The 1,781-nt window shown below is 75.9% G+C and carries 2 protein-coding genes and 1 pseudogene; all 3 read right to left on the bottom strand.

The window, feature by feature from the left end:
- The coding region (locus H5J30_RS30940; protein WP_181790806.1) for a P1 family peptidase at window positions 1–408 on the bottom strand (408 nt) is incomplete at its 3' end.
- Between the two features lie 11 nt (window positions 409–419).
- Window positions 420–1,385, bottom strand: coding sequence for a WD40 repeat domain-containing protein (locus tag H5J30_RS30935; RefSeq protein WP_309505684.1), 966 nt, complete (start codon window positions 1,383–1,385; stop codon window positions 420–422).
- Window positions 1,386–1,556: 171 nt separating this feature from the next.
- Window positions 1,557–1,781: pseudogene (locus tag H5J30_RS30930) on the bottom strand (hypothetical protein); the annotation flags it as partial.

Here is a 1,781-nt window from a genome sequence, read left to right as displayed (position 1 = left end):
CTCGCCGACGACCGGGTTCAGGCTCGTCACCTCCGCGCACGCGGGCCGCTCCAGCATCCAGCCGACGAGCGCGTCGGCCGCCCGGAACGCCGACAGCGTCGACGTCAGCAGCACCGGCGTCTCCAGCGCGCCCAGCTCGGCCAGCTGCGTGCTGCCGATCAGCTTGCCGTACCCGTTCCCGGCGAACACCCCGGCGGGCAGCGGCGCCCCCGGGTGCACGTCGCCGGGCACGATCGCGGTGACGCCGCTGTGCAGCAGCGGGGGCTCGCGCAGCGTCACGTGCCCCACGCGCACCCCCGGCACGTCGGTGATCGCACCGTACGGGCCGGGCGCAAGCCGGCCCGCCACCAGTCCCAGGTCCCGTGCGCGGCGGGAGGGCGCGGTGGGCGCGGTCGCGAGTTCGTCCATGGAGCCGCAGGCTACGCCCCCGGCGCCGGCGGCAGGTTCCACACCTGGAGCACCCCCGTGTTGCGGGACGCGGTCACGAAGCGCCGGCCGTCCGGGGAGACCGCCACCGCCGACAGGTAGCGCGACTCGGTACGGAACGTGCGGGCGTCGGCCGGCGGGGTGGCCGGGTCCCAGACGTGGGCGACGCCGCCGCTGCCGACGCTGACGATCCGGGAGTCGGGCGCGACGGCGATGCCCGACACCGTCTCCCCGTGCGCGGCGACGTCCACGCCGGTGGTCGTGCCGCTGCCGTCCAGCTCGGTGAACTGCATCCGCCCGTCGACGCCGCCGCTGACCGCGCGGGTGCCGTCCGGGGTGATCGCCAGCCCCTGGACGAAGCACCGGTGCGCCGCCACCGGGCCGCCGACCGGGCTGCCGTCCGCCAGGTCCCAGATCCGCAGCACGCCGTCCCCGCCGTCCTCGTGCCCGGTGCTGACGATCTTCTTTCCGTCCGGGGTGACCGCGACCGCGGCGACCAGCTTGTGCGCCTGGATCGACCGGCCGGTCGGCATGCCGCTCTCCAGGTGGAGCACGTGCACCTTCCCCTCGCCGCCGCCGGTGACGATCCGCCTGCCGTCGGGCGTGAGTGCGGCGTACACGGACAGCGCGACGCCCCATTCGCCCATGTACCGGTGCACGTCCAGCGGTCCGGTGACCGGCTCGCCGGTCCTGAGGCTCCACACGCCGACCGTGCCGTGGCCGCTGGCCACGACGCGCTCGCCGTCCGGTGTCACCGCGATCGACCTGACCACGTTCCCGTACGTGTCGATCTCCGCGAGCAGCTTCCACGGCACCAGGCGCCAGATCCGCAGCAGCCCGTCGCCGCCTCCGGTGATCACGTGGCGCCCGTCCGGCGTCATCGCCAGCGACTGGATCCCGCCGCGCTGCTGCGCGCGGGCACCCGGCCTCGACAGCAGCCGTTCCCGCCACCCTGCCACGCCGTACTCCCCTCCGCGGGCACCGCCGGATCACCGAAGGCCGCGACGGACCACCGCGGTCCCCTCGCCGGCGCCCCAGGCTGCCACGCGGATCCGGGGACCCCTCCCGTGACCGTGCGCGGACACGGGAGGGCCCGGCGGCGCGGGCTGCGCGGCACCGGGCCCGTACGGTCAGTGGGCGAAGAGGAGTTCGGCGGCGATCACCACGTCCACGACCCCGCACCACTCGGCGAACGTCGGCGACACGACCCCCTCCAGCCTGCGCAGCCGCAGATGGGCGAAGTCCCACACGCCGTGCAGGAACCAGCCCGCCGCGACCAGGTGGCGGCCCAGCTCCGGGTCGGCCGCGAGCCCCGCCACCGCGAGCCCGCAGAACAGCACCGCGCCCGCGCTCTG

The organism is Streptomyces phytophilus, from assembly GCF_013870535.1.
Classification (GTDB): domain Bacteria; phylum Actinomycetota; class Actinomycetes; order Streptomycetales; family Streptomycetaceae; genus Streptomyces; species Streptomyces phytophilus.
Note: the sequence above shows the minus strand (reverse complement) of the source record. Positions and strands in the feature narration are given on the sequence as shown.